This is a genomic window from Actinomadura luteofluorescens (assembly GCF_013409365.1).
GTDB lineage: Bacteria > Actinomycetota > Actinomycetes > Streptosporangiales > Streptosporangiaceae > Spirillospora > Spirillospora luteofluorescens.
On the sequence record NZ_JACCBA010000001.1, the window covers coordinates 538,206 to 560,460 of the forward strand.

Below are 22,255 nucleotides of genomic sequence, written 5' to 3' on the forward strand. Positions count from 1 at the left end.
CAACGCCCTTCGCTCAACGTTCTTTGGTCAACGTTCTTCGGTCAATGCCGTCAACAGCGTGTCCAGTCCGCCTTGGTCGAGTCCCGATTCGGGGAAATCGGAGGGGGTGTAGCCGCCGGCTCCCGGCCCGGTGCAGTGCGCGATCAGTCCGCGGAGGCTCGCGAGGGTCTCCTCGGCGAGCCGCTCGATCGTCCGGGCGCCGTAATGCGCCGCGCTGTAGGAGAAGGTGATGTCCAGATGCCCGTCGATGGTGATCGCGTCGACGTCGAGCAGGTGCGGGCGCGCGTTCTCCGGGTGGAAGGCGGGCGGCAGCGGTTCCGGTGCCCGCCGCAGCCGCAGCGCCGGTCCGTCATGGCCGCCCGGTTCCGTGTTCTCGCCGGCGATGGCGGTGTCGAACTGCCCCAGGTAGTTGAAGCCGACGCGGGGCGCCGGCCGCGCCGCGAGGGTCGATGCGTGCACCGCGTGCAGGTAGCGCAGCAGACCGTAGCTCAACCCGTGATGCGGAACCGCGCGCAACTGCTCCTTGACCGCTTTGAGCGCCGCTTCGGGATCGTCGCCCGGGGGCAGGGTGAGCCTCACCGGTGCGATGGAGGTGAACCAGCCCAGCGTGCGGGACAGGTCCGCTCCGTCGACCAGGTGCTGTTCCCTGCCGTGTCCCTCCAGCCACAGCGACGCGTGATCCGACAGGGTCGACCGGGTCAGCGCCATCGTCAGCGCGGTGAGCAGCACGTCGTCGATGTGGGTCCGGTAGGCCCGCGGAACCTCGCGCAGCAGCAGCCGGGTGTCCTCCGCGTCCAGGCCGACCGTCGTCTGCTCGGTGTCCGCCTCGCGGGCGTGCTCCGGCGGATGCGGCAGGTCGGGCTCCGGACCGGCGGGGTCCACCGAGGTCTGGGAGAGCCAGAAATCCAGGTCGGCCTCTGTCTCGGGGCTGTGCGCCAGCTCGCCCAGGGCCCGTGACCAGGCGGAGATCGGCGTGGTCGCGGGTGCAAGGCGCACCGGCGCTCCGGTGGCGGCCTGCCGGAACCCCGCGTGGAGATCGTCCAGCAGGATGCGCCAGGACACCCCGTCGATGATCAGGTGGTGGGCCAGCAGCGCCAGCCGGCGCCGGTCCGGCCGGCCGCCGTCGATCACCAGCACGCGCAGCAGGGGCGGGCTGCCCAGGTCGAACTCGGAGGCCGCCGCCAGCGCCTCGTCCAGCGCCGCGTCCCAGTCGTCGCGGCCTGCCACGTCGACCAGGGTGACCGCCGCGTCGGTCGCGGCGCGGTCGACGGCCCGCACCTCGGCGCGCCATCGGCCGTCCGCGCCGCTTCGCCCGAAGCGCAGGCGAAGCGCCTCGTTCCGGTCGACGAGGGCGGCGACCACGTCCCGCAGGTGCTCGGCGGTCCGGGCGCAGTCGGCGTCGGCGTCCAGCGCGAACAGCCATCCCTGGTTCCAGTGGCCCGGGCGGGCGAGGTCCTGCTCGAAGAAGCGGTGCTGGACGGGCGTGAGCGGCAGGTCGCCGGTGTCGGCGGCCGATCCCTTCCGGGCGCGCCGCACGCCGACGGGGCGGGTCATGGACTCGGCCACGGCGGCGAGTTCGCGGACGGTCTGCTTGTCGAAGAACTGCCGCGGCGTGATCCGCAGCCCCTCCTGGGCGGCCCGGGAGACCACCATGATGCTGAGGATCGAGTCGCCGCCGAGTTCGAAGAAGTTGTCCAGCGCGCCGACCCGGTCCACGCCGAGCACGTCGGCCCAGATCGCACTGAGGGTCTTCTCGGCCGGGTCGCGCGGCGGGACGAACTCCTGCGCCAGCTCGGGACGGACGCCGTCGGGAGCCGGCAGAAGCGCCCGGTCCACCTTGCCGTTCGCGGTCACTGGGAGGGTGTCGAGCCAGACGAACACGGCCGGGACCATGTAGTCGGGCAACCGCGCGGCGAGGTGGTCGCGCAGCTCTGAGACGGGGACCCGTTCGGCGTCCCGTGCCGGGAGCACGTAGGCCACGAGCCGCCGTGAGGAGGTGTTCTCCTGCTCCTGGGCCGTCACCACCACGTCGCGCACCGCGGGATGGCCGGAGAGCACCGCCTCGATCTCCCCCAGCTCGATGCGGAACCCGCGGACCTTGACCTGGAAGTCGGCCCTGGCCACGAACTCCAGGGACCCGTCGGGCAGCCAGCGCACCAGGTCTCCCGTCCGGTACAGCCGGTCGCCGGTGCCGAACGGGTCCGGGACGAACCGTTCCGCGGTCATGCCGGGTCGCGCCAGGTACCCGCGTGCCACGCCCGAGCCTCCGACGTACAGCTCGCCCGGGACGCCCACGGGCACGGGGCGCAGTTCCCGGTCGAGCACGTAGCCCCGGGTTCCGGTCAGCGGCCGCCCGATGGGCACCCGGGCGACGTCGGAGCGGTCCGGCACCGGCCAGATCACGCACGACACCGACGTCTCGGTGGGGCCGTAGACGTTGGCGGCCTCGGCGTGGCAGACCTCGCGGAACGCGTTGACCAGGCCGGCCGGCAGCGCCTCGCCGGCGATCAGGACGAGCCTCAGGTGGTGGCCGAGCCGGCGTGCGGGGTCGACGAGCACGGTGTTGAGCAAGGACGGCACGTAGGACACGACGGTCACCTCGTGCTCGTCCATCACCTGGGCGAGGCGCTCGGGGTCCTTGGCGTCGGTGTCCGGCACCACCAGAGCGGCGCCGGTCAGGAACGGCCAGAAGACCTCCCAGACCGAGGCGTCGAATCCGACCGAGGTGCGCTGCGCGATCCGGTCGTCCGGTCCGATCGGGAACGTGCGCTGCATCCATCCCAGATGGTTGAGGACGCCGCGGTGGGTGGCCATCACGCCCTTCGGACGGCCGGTCGAGCCCGAGGTGCAGATGATGTACAGCAGGTTGTCCGAGGACACGGCCGAAGCCGGAGGGGTGGACGGCGCGCGGTCGATCTCCTCCGCCTCGGCGTCCAGGTTCAGCACCCGCGCCGCGCCGTCCGGCGGCAGCCGGTCGGCGGCGCCGCCCCCCGTCAGGACGAGCCGCACGCCGGTATCGGCGATCAGGGAGGCGATGCGGGCCTGCGGGTACTCCGGGTCCAGGGGCACGTAGCAGCCGCCCGCCTTCACCACGGCCAGCAGCGCGACCAGCAGCTCGACCGAGCGTTCCAGGCATACGGCGACCGGCACGTCCGGGCCCACGCCCGCGGCGCGGAGGTGATGCGCGAGCCTGTTGACGCGGGCGTCGAACTGCCGGTAAGTCAGCCGCTGCTCTCCGCAGATCACCGCGAGCGCGTCGGGCCGCGTGCGGGCCTGTTCGTCGAGGAGTTCGGGAACGGTGGCGCTGAGCAGTTCGGCCTCGCCTCCGTCCGCCCAGTCGCCCAGCAGCCGGTCTTCTTCCGCAGGGGTGAGCAGCCGCAGTCCCCCGACCGGCCGGTCCGGGTCGGCGGCGAGGCCGTCCGCGATCTCGGTGAGGAGCGTGCGGAGGTGCCCGAGCATGCGTTCCGCCGCCGGATCGGACAGGCGCCGCCGGTCGTGGTGGAGGCGCACTTCCAGGTCATCGGTCCCCGCCACGACGAGCGTCACAGGGTAATGGGGCCGTTCGTGAGCGCGGACGCCGGTGACGCTGAGGGGGTCGTCGGCGCCGAGCCACCCGGTGCGCACCGGGTAGTTCTCGAACGCGACGATGCTGTCGAACAGCGCGGTCCCCCCGGGGACGTCGCTCCAGCGCTGCACCTGGGCGAGCGGGCTGTAGTCGTACCGCCGCCCGGCGGCGAGGTCCTTCTGCAGGGTGGCCAGCCACTCCAGGAGCGGTGCCGACTCGTCGACGCGGACCCGGATCGGCAAGGTGGCGCTGAGCAGGCCCACCATCCGCTCGACGTCCGCCACCTGCGGCGGACGGGTGGACACCACCGAGCCGAACACCACGTCCCGCTGTCCGCTGTACCGGCTGAGCAGCAGCGCCCACGCGCCGTGGACGACCGTGCCGAGGGTGAGGTGCCGGCGCCTGGCCAGATCTTCCAGCCGTGACCGCAGCCCGTCCGGCATGACGTCGTCGATCTCGCCGAAGCCGGGCTCGCCCTGCGCCCCCGGATGGCCGACGGACAGCGGCGTGGGCTCGTGGAACCCGGCAAGATGATCCCGCCAGTGCCGCTCCGCCGCGGCGAGGTCCTGCCGGTGCAGCCACGCCACGTACTCCCAGTACGGCGGGGCCGGCGCGGCCTCCTCCGCGTCTTCGCCGTCCGCTCGCCGGTACCGGCCGAACGCGTCGTCGACGACCAGATGGACCGACCAGCCGTCGAGCAGCAGGTGGTGGAAGGTCAGGACGAGCCACCAGTCCTCGTCCGTGAGCCGCACGAGCACCAGGCGCATCAACGGGGCGCGGGCGAGTTCGAACGGCCGCGAGCGGTCGTCGTCCAGCAGCGTGCGCAGCCCTCGCTCCCGCTCCTCGGGATGCGTCGCGCGCCAGTCCAGCTCCGTCCAGGGCACGGCGACGGAGGTCCGTACGGCCTGCAGGGGCTCGTCGGTCCCCTCCCAGACGAAGGCCGTGCGCAGCGCCGGATACCGGTCGGCCACCCACTGCCAGGAGTCGCGCAGGCGGGACGCGTCCAGCGGGCCGCGCAGCGTGAGCACGATCTGGTTGACGTAGAACCCGGCGTCCGGGTCACCCACGCTGTGCAGCAGCATCCCCTGCTGCATCGCCGTGAGCGGGAAGACCTTTTCCACTGCACCGTTGTCGGTCATCATGATCCTTCGCTGAGCCGGTCCTGCTCGCGCATGACGGCGAGGATGTAGTCGAAGGTGTCCCCGTCGACCCGGGTGACGGGGAACCGGTCGTCGCCGGGGGCGCCGGGGCCGCCCGGACGGTCCGGCCCGGACCATCGGGCGAGCCGGGCCAGGTCGGCGATGGTCTGCTTCTCGAAGAACTGCTGCGGCGTGATGTGCAGCCCCTCGCGGGCGACGCGGGAGACGACCATGATGCTGAGGATCGAGTCGCCGCCCAGCTCGAAGAAGTTGTCGAACACGCCGACGCGGTCCACCGCCAGGACGCGGGTCCAGGCCTCGGCCAGGACCTTCTCGGCGCGGTCGCGAGGTGGCACGAAACGGCCGCCCACCTGCTCCCGCGTGACCCCGGCCTCCGGCAGTGCCGCGCGGTCCACTTTTCCGCTCGCCGTGAGCGGCAGGGACGCCAGCCACTTGAAGGCCGACGGGACCATGTACTCCGGCAGCCGGGCGGCCAGGAACTCCCGCAGGCCCGCGACGGGGACCGCGGGTCCGTCGCCCGCCGGTACCAGATGCGCGACGAGGCGCGTCGTGCCGGCGCCGTCCCGCCGGGTCGTGACGACCGCGTCGCGGACGGCGGGGTGCTCGGCCAGCGCGGCCTCGATCTCGCCGAGTTCGATGCGCAGGCCCCGCACCTTGACCTGGAAGTCGGCCCGGCCGAGGAACTCCAGTTCCCCGTCCGGCAGCCGGCGGACCCGGTCACCGGTGCGGTACAGGCGCTCGCCGTCGCCGGTGAAGGGGTCGGGGACGAACCGTTCGGCGGTCGTTCCCGGCCGGTTCAGGTAGCCGCGACCGACCTGGACGCCGCCGAGGCACAGCTCCCCTGGCACCCCCACCGGGACCCGCTGGCCGTCGCCGTCGAGCACCTCGGTTCGCGTGTTGCTGACCGGCCGGCCGATCGGGACCGTCCGGTCGGCGGGGCCGCAGGGATGCCAGGTGACGTCGATCGTCGCCTCGGTCGGCCCGTACAGGTTGTGCAGGTCGGTGCCGGGCAGGACTTCGGCGAAGCGCCGCGCCAGCTCGGCCGGGAGGGCCTCACCGGAACAGATCACCCGCCGCAGGCCGGCGGGGCGGCCGAGATCCCGCACCCGGTCCAGGAACGGGTTGAGCATGCTCGGCACGAAGTGCACGGTCTGTACACCCGCACCGGTGATGAGTTCGAGGAGGCGGTCCGGGTCGCGATGCCGTCCCGGCTCGGCGACGATCAGGCCCGCCCCGGCCGTGAGCGGCCAGAGAAGCTCCCACACCGACACGTCGAACGTGAACGGCGTCTTGTGCAGGACGCGGTCCCGCGGGCCGAGCGGGAAGGTCTCCTGCATCCAGTGCAGCCGGTTCACCAGGCTCCGGTGGCTGATACCGACGCCTTTCGGACGGCCCGTCGAGCCGGACGTGTAGATGACGTAGGCGAGCTCGTCCCCGGCCTCGATGCCGTCGTCCACGAACGCCGGCGAGCCGGCCTCCGGGGGCGTGTCGAGATCCGCCTCGTCCCAGCACAGCACCCTCGCGCCGGTGCCGGCGAGGTCGCCGGCGAGGGCGTCGGAGGTCAGGACGACGGCGGCGCCCGAGTCCGTGAGGACGAATCGCCGGCGGGACACCGGATGATCGGGATCCACGGGGAGGTACGCACCGCCGGCCGCGAGGACGGCGTGCACCGCGATCACCAGTTCCACGCCGCGGTGCAGGCACACTCCGACCACGCTCTCCGGGCCGACGCCGGTGCGGCGCAACCGCGCGGCCAGCCGCTCGACCGCGGAGGCGAACTCGCGATAGGTGATCCGGCGCTCGCCGAACCCGACCGCGAGCGCCTCCGGCGAACGCGCCGCCTGCTCGGCCACCAGGTTCGGCACGCGGACGCGCCGGTGAGCGCGGCCGGTGCGGTTCCATTCCGCGATCCGGGCGTGCTCCCCGGCGGTGAGCATGGGGAGCGTCGCCACCGGGCGGTCCGGCTCGGCCACCGCGGCGGCCAGCAGCGTCAGCAGGTGGCCGGTGAGCCGCTCGACGGTGTCCGCCGTGAACAGGTCCGCGTCGTACTCGAACACGCCGCGCAGCCGGTCGGCGTCCTCGACCAGGTAGAGCGCCAGGTCGAACTTCGACGTTCCGGTGTCCGGCGGGAAGAGCTCCTCGGCCCGCCCGGCGGCCCCCTCCAGCGGCGCCGCGTCCTGGAGGGTCAGCATCACCTGGAAGAGGGGGTTGTGCGCCATGCTCCGCCGCGGCGCCAGCTCCTCGACGAGCCGTTCGAACGGCATCTCCTGGTGGGCGTAGGCGCGCAGGCAGGTGCGGCGGACCCGGTCCAGCAGCCGGCGGAACGACGGCCGGCCGGCGACGTCGGTGCGCAGCACCAGGGTGTTGGCGAAGAACCCCGCCAGTTCCTCGACATCGGGGGACGGCCGGCCGGCGACCGGAGCGCCGACCACGACGTCCGACTGGCCGGACCAGCGGGACAGGACGGCGGTGAATCCGGCGAGCAGCGTCATGAACAGCGTCGCGCCCTCGGCCGCGCCCAGACTCCGCAACCCGGCGAGCACCGCCGGAGGGACGTCCACGTCGTGGCGGGCTCCGCGATGGGCCTGGACCCGCGGTCGCGGTCGATCGGTCGGCAGTTCCAGGAGTTGCGGCGCCCCGGCGAGTTCGCCCGTCCAGAAGCCCATCAGTTCCGCCTGCCGCTCGCCGGTCAGCGACTCGCGCTGCCAGGCGGCGAAGTCGGCGAACCGCACCGGCAGCGGCGCCGGGGTCTCGGAGGCGAGGAGGCGGAGCAGATCACGCAGCAGCACGCCGCCCGACCAGCCGTCGGTGATGAGGTGGTGCAGGGTGAGACCGAGCACGTGATCTGTCTCGGACAGGCGGATCAGGCAGGCCCGCCACAGCGGTGCCGTGTCCAGGTCGAACAGGCGCCGTGACTCGGCGTCCAGCAGGCGGCGCGCCCTGGCGAGCGGATCCTCCGGGCTCGCGGCCTGCGGTTCCGTTCCGTCGAGCTCGATCTCCTTGAGCTCGACGTCGACGGACTCGTGCACCGTCTGGAACGGCCTGCCGTCCACCGCCGTGATCGAGGTGCGCAGGACTTCGTGGCGCTCGGCCAGCTCGGTCAGCGCGGTGCGCAGCCCGGCCGTGTCCAGCGCGCCCCGCAGCCGCACGGCCACGGGGACGTTGTAGGTGGCCTGACCGGGTTGCAGCTGCTCAAGGACCCAGAGACGTTCCTGGGAGAAGGACGTCTGGAGCGGCCCGCCATCGCGCGGCCTCCGGCGCAGTTCGGGGAGGGCGGCGGTGGCCTCGTGGCGTCCGAGCGCCGCGCGAACGGCGCTCGCGGCCCCTGCGACGGTCGCCTCCTCGAACAGTTCGGCGATCCCCAGGTCGACGCCGAAGACGTCCCGTATCCGGGTGAGCAGCCGTACCGCGAGGATCGAGTTGCCGCTCAGCGCGAAGAAGTTGTCGAACACGCCGAAGCGGTCGGTCCGCAGTACCTCGGCCCAGAGCCCGGCCACCGCGCGCTCGATGTCGTCCCGAGGAGGGACGGAGTCCTCCGGCGGCTGCCCGTCCACCGTCTCGGGAACCGGTAGCGCCTGCCGGTCGATCTTCCCGTTGGGCGTCACGGGAAGCGCGTCCAGCAGCACGATCGCCGCCGGCACCATGTAGTCGGGCAACCGGGAGGCCGCGAACCGCCGCAATTCCGCCGGGCTGGGCCGCTCCGCCGCCGCGGGCACCAGATAGCCCACCAGCCGCCGCGAGTCGGGACCGTGGTCCTCCCGCACCGTCACGACCGCTTCGCGCACGCCGGGATGCCGGGTCAGCGCGGCCTCGATCTCGCCGGGTTCGACGCGGAACCCGCGTATCTTCACCTGGAAGTCGGCCCTGCCGACGAAGTCCAGGGTGCCGTTGCGCGCCCACCGCACGAGGTCTCCCGTCCGGTACAGCCGGCCGCCCCCGCGCTGGAACGGGTCCGGCACGAACCGCTCCGCGGTCAGTCCCGGCCGCCCGGCGTAGCCTCGGCCGACCCCGGTGCCGCCGAGGTAGAGCTCGCCGACGACCCCGGCGGGCACCGGCTGCATCTCGCCGTCGACGACGTGGGCCCGCATCCCCGGGACCGGCCGGCCGATGGTCGCGATCGGGCCGGCCGTGCCGTCCGGCGGCGCGTCGATCACGGCGTGGCACTGGTCGTCGCTGCATTCGGTGAGGCCATAGGTGTTGAGCAGGGGGACGCCGGGATGCAGGGCGAGCCACCTGTGGACGAGGTCGCCGGGCAGGGCGTCACCCGTGGGCACCAGCCAGCGCAGTCCCTCCAGCCGCGACGCGGCATCACCGGCGAGCATCATGCTGATCGCCGCGGGCACGGCCTGGAGCACGCTCACCCCGCCGGCGCTCACCTCTTCGGCGAGCCGTTCGGGGTCCTCCAGGGCCTCGTCGGGCACCACGTGCACCCGCCCGCCGATCGTCAGGGGCGCGAGGCACTGCCACACCACCACGTCGAAGGTGGCCGGCCCGTTCTGGGCGAGCACGTCCCCCGGTCCCATGCCCAGGTCGCGGATCTTGGCGGTCATGTGCGTGACCAGGCCGCGGTGGAGGACGCCCGCTCCCTTCGGCGCGCCGGTGGTGCCGGAGGTGAACATGACGTAGGCCAGGGCGTCGGGGAGGCAGCGGGCCGGAGGATCGTCGGCGGGCCGGTCGAGGTGGGCCTCCGGGCCGATGTCGACGCAGAAGGGGCGCCGGTCGTCCGGCACCTCGGCCGTCGCGCCGGTGAGGGCCGCGCGGCCCGCCGCGTCGCCCAGCACCACGCCGCAGCCGCTCTGGGCGATGATGTAGCGCAGCCGGTCGGCCGGCTGGTCCGGACTGAGCGGGACGAACGCTCCGCCTGCCTTGAGCGTGGCGAGCATCCCCGTGATGAAGTCGGGGCCTCGCCTGGCCATGAGACCGACGGTCATCTCGGCGCCGGTCCCCGGCTCGCGCGACCATTGCTCGCGCAGCCGATGCGCCAGCCGGTTGGCGCGCGCGTTGAGTTCCGCGTAGCTGAGCCGTTCGGAGCCGCTGCTGACGGCGACGGCCTCCGGGGTGCGGGCCGCCTGGGCTTCGAACAGCGCCGGCAGGCAGTCCTCCGGACGGTCGACGGTCACCGGGCCCGGTCCGCCGTCGGCCCAGCCGGCCAGCAGCCTCTGCTCGGACGCGGTCAGCAGCGGCAGGACGGTCACCGGCCGGTCCGGTTCGGCGGCGGCCCCCGCCAGCAAAGTGCTCAGGCTGCCGGCCAGCCGCTGGGCAGTGTCCCTGTCGAAGACGGCTGCGTTGTAGTCCAGTGCGCCGCTGAGCGCGTTCTCGTGCTCCGCGAATCGCAGAGCCAGATCCAGTGCCGTCCCCGCGGGGCCCCTGCCCGGCGTCGCCGGGGTGTCCGACTCGTCGTCCAGCGTCAGCGACACCTGGAACACCGGATGGTGGGCGGAGCCCGGCGGCAGCTCCAATGCCTCCACCAGGGAGTCGAAGGGGAGGTCGGCGTGCGCGTTCGCCCGTTCCCACGTCCGCCGCAGCCGCCCCACCACCTGGCGGAACGACGGGCGGCCCGAGAGGTCCGCGCGTATCGGCATCGGCGAACCCACCACGACGTCCGCGAGTCCGGACCATCGCGCCATGACGACGGAGAAGGCGGCCAGCAGCGGGACGAGGAGCGTCGTCTCCTCAGCGGTGGCCAGGTTCCTCAAGGAGGCCAGGGTCTCCCCCGGCACCTCGACGGGCAGCCGCCCGGTTCGATGGGACGCCGCGTCGCGGGGCCGGTCGGCCGGGAGCGTCAGGACCTCGGGCGCGCCGGAGAGCTCCTCGCGCCAGAAAGCGACGAGCGGGACCATCTCGACCTCCTTGCTGCGTTGGACCGGCGGGCGGCCGGGCGGCCGGCCGGGCACCGGCCTCACGAGCGGCTCAGCGGGCGCCGCGGGGGCGACCAGTCGAATCTCGGTTCGGCGGGGGCGTCCGCGGAGAGCAGGTCGAGATACCGCTCGCCGCGGTCCGGCAGGAGGGTCAGCACCCGCACCGGGCGAGGCAGCCGCGGCAGGATCTGCCGCAGCCCGGCCACGACGGCCCCGGACGAGCCCCCGGCGAGGATCCCCTCGGAGTGCAGCAGCTCGTGGCAGCCCTGGACGGCCTGCTCGTCGTCGACGAGGACCACGTCGTCGATCTCGTCCCGGCACAGGATCTCGGGGACGCGGCCCGCCCCGATGCCGGGCACCCGGCGCGGGGCCGGCGGATGACCGAAGATCACCGAGCCGACGGCGTCCACGGCGACGGCCCGCAGCCGCGGGTACTCGGCGCGCAGCGCCCGGGTGACGCCGTGGATCGTCCCCGTGGTGCTCACCGCCATGACCACGCAGTCCAGCGGCCCGTCGACGTCGGCGAGGATCTCCTGCCCGGTGGACTCCGCGTGCGCCTTCCAGTTCAGCCGGTTCGCGTACTGGTTGATCCACACGGACCCCGGCACGGTGCCGACGATCTCCCGGACCCTGCGCAGCCGCTGCTCCAGGTAGCCGCCGCTGCCGTCGCCCTCGCTCACCATGTCGACGCGCGCGCCGTACCGGTGCAGCAGGTGGAGGTTCGTGGCGGTGATGTGCGGGTCGACGACCACCGTCAGCGCCAGGCGGTGGATCCGGCACACCATCGCCAGCGCGATGCCGAAGTTGCCCGAGGTGCTCTCGACCAGGTGCGAGTCGGGGGCGATGGCGCCGCTCCGCAGGCCCTCCTCGATGATGTGCCGGGCCGGGCGGTCCTTGACGCTGCCGCCGGGGTTGAGCATCTCCAGCTTGGCGAGGACCTCGACGCCGGGCTCGTCGAACAGCCGGCGCAGCGCGACGATCGGCGTGCGCCCGATGCAGCCGAGCACTGATTCGTGGATCACCGGCCCGCTCCCGCGTCGCCGGGCGCGGCATCGTCCAGGCATGCCTCCAGCCGCCGGGCCACCTCGGGGACGGCCGGTCCGTAGACGAACTCCAGATGGGAGCCGGCGTCGACGTCCTCGACCTTCAGGCCGCCGATCGGGAAGCGGGCCCACTCCACCGCCAGGTCGCGGTCGGCGCGGTCCTTCTGCGTCAGCAGCGTCACCGTCCCCGGATAGGACGGGCGGTAGGCGGAGACGGCCCGCGCGTTCAGCTCCAGGCGGCGGCAGAACGACGCGAACTCGGCCGGCTCGACTTCGGGCGGCAGGTCCCCGGCACGTTTTCCGGCCTCCAGCACCCGGTGCAGCTGCGCCTGCCGGTCCAGACCGCGCAGGTCGTCCTCCGGCGGGGAGAACAGCAGCCAGCCCGCGAGGATGAACGCGAGGTCGGGGTCGGGCGGAGCGTCGGTGAGCGGTGCCGTGTCCAGCAGGACCACCGTGCCCACCCGGTCGCCCGCGGCGTGCAGGCTGTTGGCGACCGCCAGCGCGAACCTGCCCGCCCCCGAGAACCCGCACAGGTGGTACGGCCCCTCCGGGTGCACCCGGCGCACTTCCTCGGCGTAGCGGTCCGCCATCTGCTCCATGGTCAGCACGCCCGGGTCGGCGCCGCCGTGGAAGAAGCCGTCGTTCTGGACGCCGTAGAGCGCCCGGCCGGTGCCCAGCGCCCCGGCCAGCTCGAAGTAGTGGTACAGCTCTCCGAGCACCGCGTGCAGGAAGAACAGCGGTGGACGCGGCCCGCCGGGCTGCAACTCCACCACGAACTGGGGGTCGGCCGAGGTCGTCTCGCTGGACCGGATCCAGTCGGCCAGGGCCTCCACCGTGCGCGTCGCGTACAGGTCGTGCAGGGTTACCGACCGGCCGGTCAGCTTGCTCAGCCGGTCGACCACCAGCATCCCCGGCATGGAGCTGCCGCCGAGATCGAAGAACTCGTCGTGCGCGCCGATCGGCGTGACGCCGAGCACCTCCGACCAGACCTGTGCGACGTAACGCTCCCAGCGGTCGCGCGGCTCGACGAAGCCGGGGGAGGTCGACCAGCCGGACGGCGCGGACTCCGCGTCCGGGTCGCCGGCCTCCGGTGCGGACACCGGTGCGGTTCCCGGTCGCGGGTCCGGCAGCTGGGTGACGGGCAGATCGGGATCGGCGGTGACGGCGGCGAGGACCTCGACCAGGTATCCGGCGAGGCCCTCGATGGTTTCCGCGTCGAAGATGTCGGTGGCGTATTCGAAGGTCCCGGCCAGCCGTCCTCGGTGTTCGTTCAGGTAGAGCGACAGGTCGAACTTCGCGCCGGCGTCGCTGGGAACGGTCACCGGCTCGGCGAACGTCCCCGGGAGGTCGAGGTGGCCCTGCGGCACGTTCCCGAACCCGAAATTGACCTGGAAGAGGGGGTTGTAGGCGGTGTCGCGCGTCGGCGCCAGATGTTCGACGAGCTTCTCGAAGGGCAGGTCCTGGTGCTCGAACGCGCGCAGGGACCGCTGGCGCACACGGTGGAGGAGCTGCCGGAACGACGGCCGGTCGGACACGTCCGCGCGCACCACCACGCTGTTGACGAAGAAGCCGACCAGGCCCTCGAGGTCGGGGTGGCGGCGCCCGGCGACGGGCGTTCCCACGACGAGATCGGTCTGCCCCGACCATCGCGACAGCGCGGCGACGAACGCGGCCAGCAACGCCATGAACAGCGTGACGTCGGTGCTACCGCTCAGGTCCCGGGCCGCGCGCAGCAGGTCGCCGGGCACCTCGAACTCGTGACGGGCGCCGCGGCCCGTCCGCGCCCGCGGCCTCGGCCGGTCGGTGGGCAGAGCCAGCAGGTCCGGCGCGCCGGCGAGCTCCTCCTTCCAGAAGGCCGCCAGTTCGGAAACCAGGTCGTCGGTCAGGCGCTCGCGCTGCCAGACCGCGAAATCGCCGTACTGGAGGGGCAGCGGCGGCAGCACCGGGTCCGGCGGAGCCGGATCGTCTCGCGACGCGGTGTAGAGCCCCCCCAGTTCGGAGAGGAACACGCCGACCGACCACGCGTCGGTGATCGTGTGGTGCATGGCGACGCCGAACAGGTGGTCCCGCGGACCCATCCGCACCAGCCGCGCCCGCCAGAGCGGCGCGGCGGTGAGATCGAAGCCGCGCTCGACGTCGCCGGCCAGGATCCGTTCGGCCGCGGCGCGCGGGTCCGGCGCGTCCGACAGGTCGGTCACCTCCCAGGGCACGGCGACCGAGTCGTGGACGATCTGGACGGTCCGGTCACCGGTCCAGGCCAGCGACGTCCGGAGGATCTCGTGCCTGCCGGTCAGGTCGGCCAGTCCGGCGCGCAACCGGTCGGCGTCGAGGTCGCCGCGCAGCCGCCCGGCGGTCGAGACGACATAGGCCGCCGAGTCCGGCCGGAGCCGGTCCAGCAGCCACAGCCGCTCCTGGGCGAAGGACGCGGGCAGCGGGGCACCGGTGCGGGGCGCCGGTCGCGGATCCGCAGGGCTCGTCCCCGCGGTGCCGTCCCCCGCCGGGCCGCGCATCCGGCGCAGGACGAGTTCGCGTGCCTGCGGGCTGAGGGCGGCCAGGCGCTCGGCGAGGCCGGACGGACCGGAGGTTGCTTCATTCATGTGACTTCTCGCCTTCCGCGAGCCGGGCGGCGACCTCTTCGTCGGACAGGCCGGCCACCTCGTCCATCAGCGCGTCCAGGTCGGCCGCTTCGTTGAGCAGGCGCTCGACCGTGGCCGCGCATCCGGCGATGGTGGGGGCGGCGAACAGCTCGGGGAGGGTGTAGTCGGCCGGGAAGGCTTCGCGGATCCGCCCCACGGCGCGGACGGCCATGAGGGAGTCTCCGCCGAGGGTGAAGAAGTTGTCGTGGACTCCGATCCGGGAAACGCCCAGAACCTCGCCCCACACCTCCGCCAGCACCCGCTCGGCCGACGACCGCGGCTCCACGAACCGCTCCCCCAAACGCGGCCGCTCCCCCTCCGGAACCGGCAACGCCCCCCGATCCACCTTCCCGTTCACCGTCAACGGCAACGAACCCAGCCACACGAACACCGCCGGCACCATGTACTCCGGCAACCGCCCACCAACGAACCCCCGCAACTCCTCCACACCCACCTCACCCCCCACCCCCGAAGCCACCACATACGCCACCAGACGAACCACCCCACCCCCACCATCAGAACGCGCCACCACCACCGCATCCCGCACCCCCCGATGCCCCACCAAAACCGACTCCACCTCCCCCAACTCCACCCGAAAACCACGCACCTTCACCTGAAAATCAACCCGCCCCACAAACTCCAAACCACCACCATCAACCGACCACCGCACCAAATCCCCCGTCCGATACAAACAACCCCCCGAACCCCCGAACACATCAGGCACAAACCGCTCCGCCGTCAAACCCGGCCGCCCCAAATACCCACGCGCCAAACCAGCACCACCCACGAACAACTCACCCACCACACCCGGCGGGCATGGCTCCAGTTCTCGATTGAGCACGTGCACCCGCGTGTTGGCGATCGGAAGGCCGATGGGCACGGTGCCTCGCCGCTCGGCGAACCCCCGGGGAAGGGCCTGGTAGGTCGCGTAGATCGCCGATTCGGTCATCCCGTAGATGTTCGCGATCCTGCCGTTGCGGAACCGCCGGTCCCACTCGACGGCGAAGGAATGCGGCAATGGCTCGCCGCCATTGAAGACCCGCCGCAGCCGCGGCAGCGGATCATCGATGCCGCGCTTCGCCGCGGCGGCCATGAACAGATCGAGCTGGCGCGGCACGAACTGGCAGTAGGTGACGTCGTGCCGGTCCAGCGCGTCGTACAGCGCGTCCGGGTCGCGGACCGTCTCGTCGCCGACGACGGCCAGCGCGGCTCCGTTGCAGAGCGGCCACACCACCTCGCAGACCGAGTCGGTGAAGCTGACGGGGGTCTTGAAGGCGACCACGTCGCCGGGACCGCAGCCGAGTTCCTCCTCCAGCCACCGCATCGTGTTCAGCACCGCCCGGTGACTGACCATGACGCCCTTCGGCGTCCCGGTGGAGCCCGAGGTGTAGATCACGTAGGCGAGGTTGCCGGGGAGCGCCCGCGCCGGCAGCGGGCGCTCGGGCCCGCCCCCGCCCGCGCCGCCGTCCGCCGGAAGCGAGTCCAGGCAGACGGTCCGGACCGCCTCCCCGCGGTCGGCCGGGAGCCGGTCGAGGAGATCGCTGCGGGTGAGCACGGTGCGGCAGCCGCTGTCCCCGATCATCCAGGCGATGCGGGCCGCCGGATACCCGGGATCGATCGGGACGTAGGCGGCCCCGGACTTCAGCACCGCCAGGGCCGCCGTCACGAAGGACACGGACCGCTCCAGCAGGACCGCCACCCGTTCCTCGCCTCGGGCGCCCTGCTCCACGAGCGTGCGCGCCAGCCGGTCGGCCCGCCGGTCCAGCTCCCGGTAGCTCACCCGAGCGTCGCCGTCCACGACGGCAGTCGCGTCGGGCGTCCGCCTGACCTGCTCCTCGATGAGCTCCGCGACGGTGTGCGGGGGCGAGAACCGGCGTTCGGTGGCGTTGACCTGGTCGCGCCGGCGGTGGGCAGCCGTTTCCGTGGGAAAGACCGGGACGGTGCTGACGGGCCGGTCCGCGCCGGCGGACAGGCCCGTCAGTGCCGTGAGCACGGACTCGGCGAGGAGCGCGGCGGTCCCGCCGTCGACCAGCGCCAGGTCGTGCACGGCCCGTATCTCCAGCCGCTCGCCCGGCACCGCGAACATCGTGATCGGGTAATGGGTGGTCTCGAACCCACTCAGGCCGCTGTACCGGTATCCGGGATCGAGCTGCCCGGTCTCGTCCAGCCTCGGATAGTTCTGGACGACCAGCACGGACTGGAACAGCTCCTGCCCGGCGGACAACTCGCTGCACCGCTGCACCTGGGAGAGCGGGGTGTGCTCGTACTCCAGGGCGGCGGACTGCCGCGCGTGGAGCCCGCGCAGCCACGTCCCCACCCGGTCGCCGGGCCCCGACGCCACACGGACCGGGACGGTGTTGGTGAGGAGCCCCACCATGTCCTGCACTCCGGGAAGGTCGCCGCTTCGTCCGGAGACGACCTGGCCGAAGACGACGTCGCCGACCCCGGTGTACCGCATCAGCGTCAGCGCCCACGCCGCCTGCACCATGATGCCGATCGGCACCCGGTACGTCCGGGCGGCCGCACCGACGCGTTCCGTCGCCTCCGGCGAGAGCGCCGCGGTGTGCTCGGCCACCCCCGTCCGGCCGCCGGAGCCGCCGGGCCCCGCGACCGGCAAGGGCGTCGGCTTCGTGAAACCGCGCAGCGCTTCCCGCCAGTGGCGCCGGGCGTCGTCCTGGTCGCGCAGGCGCGTCCATTCGACGAAGTCCCGGTACGGGGCGCGGTCGGGTGGCGGCATCACCTCTCCGGCGCGGGACGCCGCACCGTGGCGCACCAGGTCCCGCATCACCATCGCCGTGCTCCAGCCGTCGAGCAGGATGGCGTGGTACGTCCAGACGAACTGGTAGTCGTCCTCGCCGAGCCGGAGGAGCGCGTAACGGGCCAGGGGCGCGTGGGACAGCTGGAACGGCTCGTTGCGGTCCCGGTCGAGGAAGGCGGTGAGGCGCTTCCGCATGGCGTCAGGTGGCAGGCCGCGCCAGTCCTGCGTGTCGAACCGGACCGGCACTCTTCTGTAGACCACCTGGACCGGCTCGTCCGCGCCTTCCCACAGGAAGGCCGACCGCAGTGCCGGATGCCAGGCCACCGTCTGCTCCCAGCTCTCCCGGAAGGCGACCGGATCGAGTCCGGACAGCAGAGCCGTGGTCTGGCTGAGATAGACCGCGGAGTCCGCCTCGCGCAGCGTGTGGAACAGCAGTCCCTGCTGGAGCGGGGACAGCGGATGGATGTCCTCGATGACCTCGGCCGCCGCCGGCCGTTGCCGCTGCGCCGGTCCCGCCGTGTCACTCATCTGGTCGCGCCTCCGTCACATCGGCCATGGTCTTCGGCGCCAGGGCCAGCGCCTTGTCGAGCAACGTGTGGAATCGCGTCCCGCCCGGGCGCCCGCAGTGGTCGATCAGTTCGCCCAGCCGGGCGACCACGGCGCCGGTCAGCCGGTCGATGGTCGCCCGGTCGTGGTGGGCACGGCTGTAGCCGACGCGTAGCCGGAGCCGGCCGCCGACCACGGCGGCGGTGACGTCCAGCAGGTGCGTACGCCGGTTGCCCGGATGCTGCGGCGGGGGCATCGGCTCGGGAGCGGCGGCCAGGTACAGCCGGTCGTCGGGCGTCCGTGTCTCCGGGCTCTCGGCGTTCGCATCGAACTGGCCGAGGTAGTTGAAGCTCACCTGGGGAGCCGGCGGTTCGGCCAGCGCCCGGCCGCGCACCGGATCGAGATGGCGCAGGATGCCGTGGCCGACACCGCCGTGCGGGACGGCGCGCAACTGCTCCTTCACGGCGGCGAGCGCGTCGCCCGGGTCGGCGCCGTCCGGCAGGCGCAGCAGCAGCGGGGCGATCGCCGTGAACCACCCGACCGTGCGGGACAGGTCCGCGCCTTCCACAAGGTGCTGCTCTCGGCCGTGCCCTTCCACGTCGACGTACAGCCGGGTGATGCCGAACGTCTCGGTCATCGCCAGAGCGAGCGCGGTGAGCAGGACCTCGTCGACGCGGCTGTGGTGGATCGCGGGCAGGTCCCGCAGCAGGGCCGTGGTCTCCCCGGCGCCGAGCAGCCCGTCGACGTGATCGGCGGCGCCGTAGGTCCCGGTGCCGCCCGCCTGGTGGTCGAGCGGCACCTCCCACCGTCCCGAGGGGCTCTGGCCGCGCCAGAAGTCCAGGTCGGCGGCCACCGCGCCGGGGAGCTCGGTGAGGGCACGGGCCCAGGCCGCGAACGATGTCGTGGCGTCGGGGGTCCCGGGTTCGCCGCCTCCGGCGAGCCGCCGGTAGGCGCCGCGCAGGTCGTCGAGGAGGATCCGCCAGGAGACCGCGTCGATGACGAGGTGATGGGCGATCAGCGCGAGGCGGTGCCGGTCGTCCCGGCCACCGTCGATCAGCAGCGCTCGCAGGGGCGGATCCCGTTCCAGGTCGAAGTCCTGCGCGTCGGCGAGGACGCGGGCGAGCGCCGGTTCCCACTGCGCCTCTTTGGAAAGGTCCACGCGGCGGAGGGCGGTGAGCTCCGGCGGCGCGCCCTGCCCGGTGTACTCCGCCCGGCGGCCTCCGGGCGCCCGGGAGTCTCGCGGGAACCGCAGCCGGAGCGCGTCGTGCCGCTCCAGCAGGCCCGTGAAAGCGGCGGCGAGCCGATCGGCGTCGACCGCCGCGGGGACGTGGAACAGCCATCCCTGGTTGTAGTGGCCAGGGTGGAAGAACTTCTGGTCGAAGAACCAGCGCTGGATGGGCGTCAGCGGCACGGGACCGGCGGCCTGCCCCGCCGGGTCGGCGCGGTCCTGGACGGCCACCACCGGCACCGCCGCTTCGGCCTGCCCGGCGACGGTCTGGTTCTCGAAGAACTGCCAGGGTGTGATGCGCAGACCGCGGCGGGCGGCTCTCGACATCACCACAATGCTCGTTATCGAGTCTCCGCCGAGGGTGAAGAAGTTGTCGTGGACTCCGATCCGGGAAACGCCCAGAACCTCGCCCCACACCTCCGCCAGCACCCGCTCGGCCGACGACCGCGGCTCCACGAACCGCTCCCCCAAACGCGGCCGCTCCCCCTCCGGAACCGGCAACGCCCCCCGATCCACCTTCCCGTTCACCGTCAACGGCAACGAACCCAGCCACACGAACACCGCCGGCACCATGTACTCCGGCAACCGCCCACCAACGAACCCCCGCAACTCCTCCACACCCACCTCACCCCCCACCCCCGAAGCCACCACATACGCCACCAGACGAACCACCCCACCCCCACCATCAGAACGCGCCACCACCACCGCATCCCGCACCCCCCGATGCCCCACCAAAACCGACTCCACCTCCCCCAACTCCACCCGAAAACCACGCACCTTCACCTGAAAATCAACCCGCCCCACAAACTCCAAACCACCACCATCAACCGACCACCGCACCAAATCCCCCGTCCGATACAAACAACCCCCCGAACCCCCGAACACATCAGGCACAAACCGCTCCGCCGTCAAACCCGGCCGCCCCAAATACCCACGCGCCAAACCAGCACCACCCACGAACAACTCACCCACCACACCCGGCGGCACGGGATGAAGTTCCTTGTCGAGTACGTAGGCGCTCAGGTCCGCCAGCGGAACCCCGATGGGAGAGCGCTCGGAGGACGGGGAATCCGCCGCCTCCGCGGAGTCGGTCGCGGCGCGGGGGACGTCGGCCGGTGAAAGGGGGTGGTAGGTCGCGTGCACCGTGGTCTCGGTGATCCCGTACATGTTGACCAGCCGCGGCCCCTGGTCGCCGTGGCGGGCGAACCAGCCGGCGAGCATGCCGGGCATCAGGGCTTCGCCGCCGAACACCACCACGCGCAGCGCCGGCCGCTCCCCGGCGGGGTCCGCCTCCTCGGCGGCCAGCAGGTTGCGGAAGGCCCCTGGCGTCTGGTTGAGCACGGTCACCCGCTCCCGCGCCAGCAGGGCGCGGAACCGCTCCGGCGAGCGCGTCAGAGCCGTCGGCACGACGACCAGGCGGCCGCCGTTCACCAGTGCTCCCCAGAGTTCCCAGGCGGCGAAGTCGAACGTGACGGTGTGGAAAAGGGTCCAGACGTCATCGGGACCGAAGGAGAACCAGGGTTGGGCGGTGGTCAGCAGCCGGACGAGATCGGCATGGGTGACCATCACCCCCTTGGGGCGCCCGGTCGAACCCGAGGTGTAGATGACGTAGAGCAGATTGGCGGGCACCGTGTTCGGCGGCGGCGCCTCGGCGGGCCACCGGCCGATCGCCGCCGCGTCCTCGTCCATCCGGACCGTCGGCAGGTCCGGTCCCGCGGAGGCCCGCTCGCTCGCCCGGCCGGAGGTGACGAGGATCCGCACGCCGGCGTCGCCGAGCACGTAGGAGATCCGCTCGGCGGGGTGATCCGGATCCACCGGGACATAGGCCCCGCCCGACTTGACGACCGCGAGCAGCGCGACGACCAGTTCGATCGAACGATCCAGGCAGACCCCCACCCGCACCTCCGGACCGGCCCCGAGTGCGCGCAGGTGATGAGCCAGCCGGTTGGCCCGCGTTTCCAGCTCGCCGTAGGTCAGCCGGTCCGTGCCGCACACCACCGCCACGTCCTCGGGCCGCCGCGCGGCCTGCTCCGCCACCAGCGCCCCAAGGCACGTGCGGGGCGGGCCGCTCTCCCGGTCCCCGCCCGATCGCAGCAGCAGCCGCCGCCCCCTCTCCCCCAGCAGGTCCAGGTCGCGGCAGGCGCTGTCGGGACGGGCCAGCGAGTCGGTCACCACCGCGAGGAAGGACTCCATCAGCTGCCCGGCGGCGGGATCCGCCAACGCGTCGCCGTCGTATCCGAGCGTGAACCGCATCCCGTCCCCGGTGGCCTGGCAGGACAGGCGGACCACGAACCTGTCGTGGTGGCCGTACGTCTCGGCCGGGGCGGCGCCGGCCTGGCCCGCGGGCCAATGCTCGGCGTCGAAGTCGAAGCCGATCGGGAACCATGACGGCCGGCCCGGTGCGGCGGGCGGAACGCAGCGCTCCCAGCTGTACCACTCGGCGTGGGCGTCGCCCGCCTCGATCTGGTCGGCCGCCTCGGAGGCGGCCGCCGAGACGGCGAGGTCGAGCGACCGGTCGAGCCGCGCGGGCAGGCTGACGGTCAACGGCCCGGAGCAGCCCCGCAGCTCCTCGTGCCGGCGCAGGTCCGTCCCCACGCCGACGACCAGGGCGCCGGCTCCGGTCGTCCTTCGTAGCAGCACCTGCCAGCAGGTCAGCAGCCAGCCGCGCGCCTTCTTCGGCGTGGGGCACCGGCGGCGCAGCCTCATGGTCTCTGCGGGAGAGAGGCGCCCGGTCAGGGTCTTGGGACGGAACGGACCGAGCCGGTGGTTACGCTGCCCCGGCAGCTCTATCGGCTGATCCCACCCGGCGCAGCGAGACCGCCAGAACTCCCGGGCCGTCGCCCCCTCCGGCAGTTCGGCCATCTCGTTCCACCAGGCGGCCACACCCTCGAACGGCAGGCCGCTTGAAGCGGCGCGGGTGGCGCGGCCCGCCGCGCGTTCGACGACCTCATGGGCCAGGCTTCGCAGCGTCGTGGCATCGGCGCAGATGGCGGGAAGCGAGAAGGTGACCGTGTGGCGGCCGTCGGCCAGCCGTTCGACGAGAACGTCGAGTTCGACGCCCTCGGTCAGCGGAGTCCGCTGTCCCTCCGCGGCCGCGCGTTCCGCCGGCTCGGCCGCGCGCTCGGCACGGTCACCGGACAGCGGGTCGCGGTGGCGGATCGTGACCCGGGGACGGCCGGCGACCGCCTGGACGGGATCCGAATCACCGTCGAGGGAGAACACCAGGCGCGGCTCGGTGCGGCGGGCGGCGACGGCCTCGGCCGCCTCGGCGAGCCGGTCGACGTCCAGGTCCCCGGTCGGGTGCACGGTGCACGACATCGTGTACGGGCCCACCCGGGGGCCTCCCTGCAGCCGCCAGAGCCGGCGCTGCGACGCGGTCAGCGGAATGGCGGCGGCGCGGTGGTCGCGTGGAAACCCGGCTTCGAATTCCCGGTCATCCATGTTTTGACGGCCCTCCTCGC

At 72.9% G+C, this 22,255-nt stretch carries 6 protein-coding genes; all 6 read right to left on the bottom strand.

Annotated elements, in window-relative coordinates; all coding sequences use genetic code 11:
* Window positions 1-27 precede the first annotated feature (27 nt).
* The 6 genes from BJY14_RS02425 to BJY14_RS02450 are packed head-to-tail and all read right to left on the bottom strand — an operon-like array spanning window position 28 to window position 22,235.
* Window positions 28-4,707, bottom strand: coding sequence for a non-ribosomal peptide synthetase (locus BJY14_RS02425; RefSeq protein WP_179842076.1), 4,680 nt, complete (start codon window positions 4,705-4,707; stop codon window positions 28-30).
* Window positions 4,704-10,565, bottom strand: a complete 5,862-nt coding sequence (locus BJY14_RS02430; protein WP_179842077.1) for a non-ribosomal peptide synthetase — start codon at window positions 10,563-10,565, stop codon at window positions 4,704-4,706. The genes BJY14_RS02425 and BJY14_RS02430 overlap by 4 nt, the downstream gene beginning before the upstream one ends.
* 59 nt (window positions 10,566-10,624) lie before the next feature.
* The gene (gene sbnA, locus BJY14_RS02435; protein ID WP_312878920.1) at window positions 10,625-11,605 is read right to left on the bottom strand and encodes a 2,3-diaminopropionate biosynthesis protein SbnA; all 981 of its coding nucleotides are present in this window, start codon (window positions 11,603-11,605) and stop codon (window positions 10,625-10,627) included.
* The gene (locus tag BJY14_RS02440; RefSeq protein ID WP_179842079.1) at window positions 11,602-14,223 is read right to left on the bottom strand and encodes a condensation domain-containing protein; all 2,622 of its coding nucleotides are present in this window, start codon (window positions 14,221-14,223) and stop codon (window positions 11,602-11,604) included. The genes sbnA and BJY14_RS02440 overlap by 4 nt, the downstream gene beginning before the upstream one ends.
* Window positions 14,216-17,548: a non-ribosomal peptide synthetase gene (locus tag BJY14_RS02445; RefSeq protein ID WP_179842080.1), complete on the bottom strand. Its 3,333-nt coding sequence runs from the start codon at window positions 17,546-17,548 to the stop codon at window positions 14,216-14,218. The genes BJY14_RS02440 and BJY14_RS02445 overlap by 8 nt, the downstream gene beginning before the upstream one ends.
* Complete coding sequence (locus tag BJY14_RS02450) at window positions 17,541-22,235, bottom strand: non-ribosomal peptide synthetase (RefSeq protein ID WP_179842081.1); 4,695 nt, start codon at window positions 22,233-22,235, stop codon at window positions 17,541-17,543. Before BJY14_RS02450 ends, BJY14_RS02445 begins: the two co-directional genes overlap by 8 nt.
* Between the last annotated feature and the right edge of the window lie 20 nt (window positions 22,236-22,255).